This is a genomic window from Streptomyces mayonensis (genome assembly GCF_018982965.1).
In the GTDB taxonomy this organism is placed as follows: Bacteria; Actinomycetota; Actinomycetes; order Streptomycetales; family Streptomycetaceae; genus Streptomyces; species Streptomyces mayonensis.
In genome coordinates this window covers 1-4,327 of the sequence record NZ_JACBYP010000223.1, presented here as the reverse complement: position 1 = coordinate 4,327, position 4,327 = coordinate 1, and the positions used below count along the sequence as shown (strand labels likewise).

General features: G+C 75.4%; 5 protein-coding genes. 2 read left to right on the top strand and 3 right to left on the bottom strand.

Going from position 1 to position 4,327, the window contains the following annotated elements; genetic code table 11:
- Positions 1-286: 286 nt before the first annotated feature.
- Genes HZS56_RS37260 through HZS56_RS37250 form a run of 3 tightly spaced genes read right to left on the bottom strand, consistent with a single transcriptional unit; the run spans position 287 to position 1,918 of the window.
- Complete coding sequence (locus HZS56_RS37260) at positions 287-1,105, bottom strand: rod shape-determining protein (protein WP_216725236.1); 819 nt, start codon at positions 1,103-1,105, stop codon at positions 287-289.
- Positions 1,102-1,539 (bottom strand): TraR/DksA family transcriptional regulator, encoded by a 438-nt coding sequence (locus HZS56_RS37255; protein WP_374201247.1) that lies wholly within the window; start codon positions 1,537-1,539, stop codon positions 1,102-1,104. Before HZS56_RS37255 ends, HZS56_RS37260 begins: the two co-directional genes overlap by 4 nt.
- 52 nt (positions 1,540-1,591) lie before the next feature.
- Positions 1,592-1,918 (bottom strand): TraR/DksA C4-type zinc finger protein, encoded by a 327-nt coding sequence (locus HZS56_RS37250; RefSeq protein ID WP_216725235.1) that lies wholly within the window; start codon positions 1,916-1,918, stop codon positions 1,592-1,594.
- A gap of 338 nt (positions 1,919-2,256) precedes the next feature.
- On the opposite strand from HZS56_RS37250, the gene HZS56_RS37245 reads away from it, so the two are divergent.
- On the top strand, positions 2,257-3,216 hold the full coding sequence (locus HZS56_RS37245; protein ID WP_216725234.1) for a HAMP domain-containing sensor histidine kinase: 960 nt from the start codon (positions 2,257-2,259) through the stop codon (positions 3,214-3,216).
- A gap of 2 nt (positions 3,217-3,218) precedes the next feature.
- Entirely contained in the window at positions 3,219-3,935 is a 717-nt protein-coding gene (locus HZS56_RS37240) for a response regulator (protein ID WP_216725233.1), read from the top strand.
- Positions 3,936-4,327 lie beyond the last annotated feature (392 nt).

Sequence of the window (4,327 nt, the reverse complement as noted above, 5' to 3'; positions counted from 1 at the left end):
CAGCCCCCGCGGGGGGGGGGGGGGCGGGGGGGGGGGCGGGGGGCGCGGCGGCGGGCGGGGCCGGGCGGGGCGGGGCGGGCGGGAGGCGGGGCGCGCGGGCGGGCGCGGGGGGGGCGGGACGCGGCGGGGCGGGGGGGGGCGGGGGAGGGGGGGGGGGCGGGCGGGATCAGCGCGGGGTGTGCCGTACGGCAGAACCGGGCCGGATCGGCCGCAGGGTTGCCGTACGACAAGACCGGCGGGCCGGCTCGGCCGCGGGGTTGCCGTACGACGGGACCGGCGGGCCGGATCAGTGCGCGGCGTCGTCCGGCGGGTCCGTGCCCGTGGGGTGGGAGTGGGCGGTCTCCAGGAGCTTGGCGGCACCGCGTACGGCGGCGGTGTGCGGGGCCGGCACGGCTCGTACCGGCGCGTGCAGCCGGTCGGCGAGTCGGCAGGTGAGCTCGGGACGCAGCGCGCCCCCGCCCGCGAGCAGCGGCCCGCGGCCCAGCGCGTCGACCGTGAGGGACGTGCGGTCCTGCCGGAGCATCGAGGTCGTCATGTCGGCCAGCGCCTCACCGATCCGCGCGGGCGGGGTCGCGGCGTCGAGGTCGCCCGTGCCCAGCGCGGTGCGCCGGGCGTCGAAGACGGCGCCGTCCACCAGCAGCACCACCTCCGTCAGATGGGCGCCGATGTCCATCACGAGCAACGGCCGCGACAGGTCCGCGCCCGACCCGAGCGCCACGGCCCGGGCACTGGGCACGGTCAGCACACTGCTCGGCCGCAGCACCTCCACGGCCGTACGCGCCTCGTTCCGGTAGGCGAACCCGTCCAGCACCGGCGCGGTCACCACGACCACCGGCCGACCGAAGCGCGGCAGGCGGTGGCCGAGGAGCCGGTCGAGCATCCGCGCCGTGCCCTGGGTGTCGACGATGGAGCCGCGCTGGATGGGGTAGACCGCACCCGCGCCGGGGAAGGTCACCGTCGGCACGTCGAGGATCATGCCCCGTCCGGCGACCCAGGCGCGGGTACGGGCACTGCCCATGTCGAGGGCGACGCCGCCGGACCGCCGGTGCGGCGGCCAGGAACGGCGCCGGGCGGGGAGGGCGCGGGGACGGCGGACCGGAGTCATCGTCCCGCCTCCCGCACCTGCTGGCACCGCCCGCAGTAGCGGGCCTGCGGCACGATCACCAGGCGCTCGCGGTCGACGGGGCGCCGGCACAGGTGGCAACGGCCGTAGCGGCCTTCGGCCATGCGCTCCAGGGCCGCTTCCACGTCGGCGAGGACCATGCGCGCCGAGGCCGCGAGCCCCGCCCGGCCCCCGCCCCCGGTCCGCGCGGCGGCGGGCCGGCGGCCGGGATCGTCGGTGCGGGACGGGGCCACCGCGAGCCGCCGCAGCTGCTCCTCGCGGAACAGCCGCTGTTCCTGGAGGTTCTCGCGGAGGACCGCGAGGTCCTCGGGCGACAGCGGGGGCTGAGGCGACACGGGCGGCACGGGCGACGGACGGGCGCCGCGGTCGAGCTCGCGGTGGTGGTCGCGGTCGCCGATGGTCTGGTGGTTCACCACTTCACCCCTTGGGCAGGGCGGGAGACGGAGACGGGACGGAGGAAGCGGAGGGTCAGGTGGCGGCCCGGCGCTGGCAGGCGACGCAGTACCGCGTGTAGGGCAGGATCTCCAGGCGCTCCCCCGGGACGGGCTTGCCGCACCCCGTGCAGGTGCCGTAGGTGCCGGCTTCCACCCGGGCGAAGGCCTCGTCGATCTCCTTGAGCACCCGCCCGATGGCGGCCTGCTGCGCGGACATCAGCTGGTCGTCCACCTGGCCGCTCTCACCGAGGGCCTGGAGCTGGGTCATCCGGGTGCTGCGGGCGTGTTCGAGGCGCTGGCGCGCCTCGTGAGCGGTCAGCCGCTCCGGACGGGGTTCGGTGCGGGAAGCGTCGAGCGACACGGTGAGTCCCTTTCTCGGCAGGGCCGTGGGTACGGCGGACGCCGGGCCGATCGGACCCGGTCGTCGTCAACCATGGACGGGCCGGAAGGGGAAACCCATCGGGCGCAGGACCCATTTGCCCTGGGGCACGGGATCCAGTCGGCGCCCCCCGGGGACGGCCATATGGGTGCTCCGTGACGCCGAAATGGGGGTTGGAGCCCATCGACCCGGCGGGCACGCGCGGGTGACGCTGGTCGCTTGCTCGGTCGCTACCTGGGCCGCAGCTCCCACCGAGGGTGCGCGATGACCGACAGTAGAGGCGTACCAGTCGACACGTCGCTGAAGGAGGCGTACCCCCGGTGTCCCTGTTCTGGCGGATCTTCGGGCTCAACGCGGTGGTGCTGGGCTTCGCCACGGCGCTGCTGCTCTGGGCCCCGGTGACCGTCTCCGTTCCGATCCTGCTGACCGAGGCCGTCGTCCTCGTGGTCGGCATGAGCGTCATGCTGGTGGCCAACGGCGCGCTGCTGCGCTGGGGGCTGGCCCCACTGGGGCGGCTCACGAGGCTGATGACCACCGTCGACCTGCTCCGCCCCGGCCAGCGGCTGCCGGTGGCCGGCTCCGGCGGCGGCGAGGTGCCCGAGCTGATCCGCACGTTCAACGCCATGCTGGACCGCCTGGAGCACGAGCGGGCCACGAGCACCGCGCGGGTCCTGACCGCCCAGGAGGCGGAGCGGCGCCGTATCGCCCAGGAGCTGCACGACGAGGTCGGGCAGAGCATGACCGCGATCCTGCTGGTCCTGGGACGGGCGGCGGACGACGCCGAGCAGCCGCTGCGCGACGAACTCCACCAGGCGCAGGAGATCACCCGGGAGAGCCTGGACGAGGTCCGCCGCCTGGTACGCCGGCTGCGGCCCGGGGTGCTGGACGACCTCGGCCTGATCAGCGCGCTGTCCTCGCTCACCCACGACTTCGCCACGCACACGGGTATGCGGGTGCTGCGCCGCTTCGACCCCGAGCTGCCCGCCCTCGATCCGGAGACCGAGCTGGTCCTCTACCGGGTGGCGCAGGAGGGGCTGACCAACACCGCCCGCCACGCGGACGCCGCGCGGGTGGAGGTGAGCCTGGCCCCGGCAGGCGGGGCGGTGACGCTCACCATCGCCGACGACGGCCGCGGCATCGAGGCGGCCTGCGAGGGCGCCGGCATCCGCGGCATGCGGGAGCGCGCCCTGCTCATCGGCGCGGCCCTCGACATCACCTCGGCGCCCGGCGCCGGCACCCGCATCCGCCTCACCGCACCCGTCCCCAGGAAGCAGCACTGACCATGTCCGAGCCGACCTCGCCCGAACCCTCCGCCGCGTCCGGCGCGTCCGTCCCCGCCGCGTCCGCGCCGTCGAAGATCCGTATCCTGCTCGCCGACGACCACGCGCTGGTACGCCGCGGTGTGCGCCTCATCCTCGACCGGGAGCCGGACCTGGAGGTGGTCGCCGAGGCCGGGGACGGTGCGGAGGCCATCGACATGGCGCGGGCGCACGAGGCCGACCTCGCGGTCCTGGACATCGCGATGCCCCGGCTCACCGGCCTCCAGGCCGCCCGCGAGCTGGCCGCGCTGAAGCCGGGGCTGCGCATCCTGATGCTGACGATGCACGACAACGAGCAGTACCTCTTCCAGGCGCTGAAGTCGGGGGCCTGCGGCTACGTGCTGAAGTCCGTCGCCGACCGCGACCTGGTCGCCGCCTGCCGGGCCGCGATGCGCGACGAGCCGTTCCTGTACCCGGGTGCGGTGACCGCGCTGATCCGCAACTACCTGGACCGGGTCCGCCACGGCGAGGAGAACGCCGACCACATCCTCACCCCGCGCGAGGAGGAGGTCCTCAAGCTCGTCGCCGAGGGGCACTCCTCGAAGGAGATCGCCGAGATCCTCTTCATCAGCATCAAGACCGTCCAGCGGCACCGCGCGAACCTGCTGCACAAGCTCGGCCTGCGGGACCGTCTGGACCTGACCCGGTACGCCATCCGCGCCGGACTCATCGAACCCTGACGGTCCGCCCCACGAACCGCCCGAGGCTTCGGCCGCCCACTCCCCGGCCGGGGCCCCGGGCTCCGCCCGCACCGCACCGCCGCACCACACGGCACCGCACCGCACCACCAAGAAACGCCGCCCGGAAACGCCAAGACGCGCAAGACACGCAAGACACGTAAGAACCGCAAGAGCCGCAAGAGCCGCAAGAGCCGCCTGGAAAGGGGACGGTGCATGCACCCCACGCACGACACCGCCCCGCGCACCCCTTCCGCACGGCACGGCGCTCCCGCACGGCACACCACTCCCGCAAAGCCCCCCGGTCCCCCGGCACACCGCCCTGCCGGGGCCGGCCTGCGCACCGGCCGCGGGCCAGGCGGGGCCGTGCCGGTCGCCGCCGGGGCGGCCGGCAC

Excerpts from the sequence above, each read along its gene's own strand:
- HZS56_RS37260 (WP_216725236.1), bottom strand. The coding sequence starts at position 1,105 with ATGACTCCGGTCCGCCGTCCCCGCGCCCTCCCCGCCCGGCGCCGTTCC.
- HZS56_RS37240 (WP_216725233.1), top strand. The coding sequence starts at position 3,219 with ATGTCCGAGCCGACCTCGCCCGAACCCTCCGCCGCGTCCGGCGCGTCC.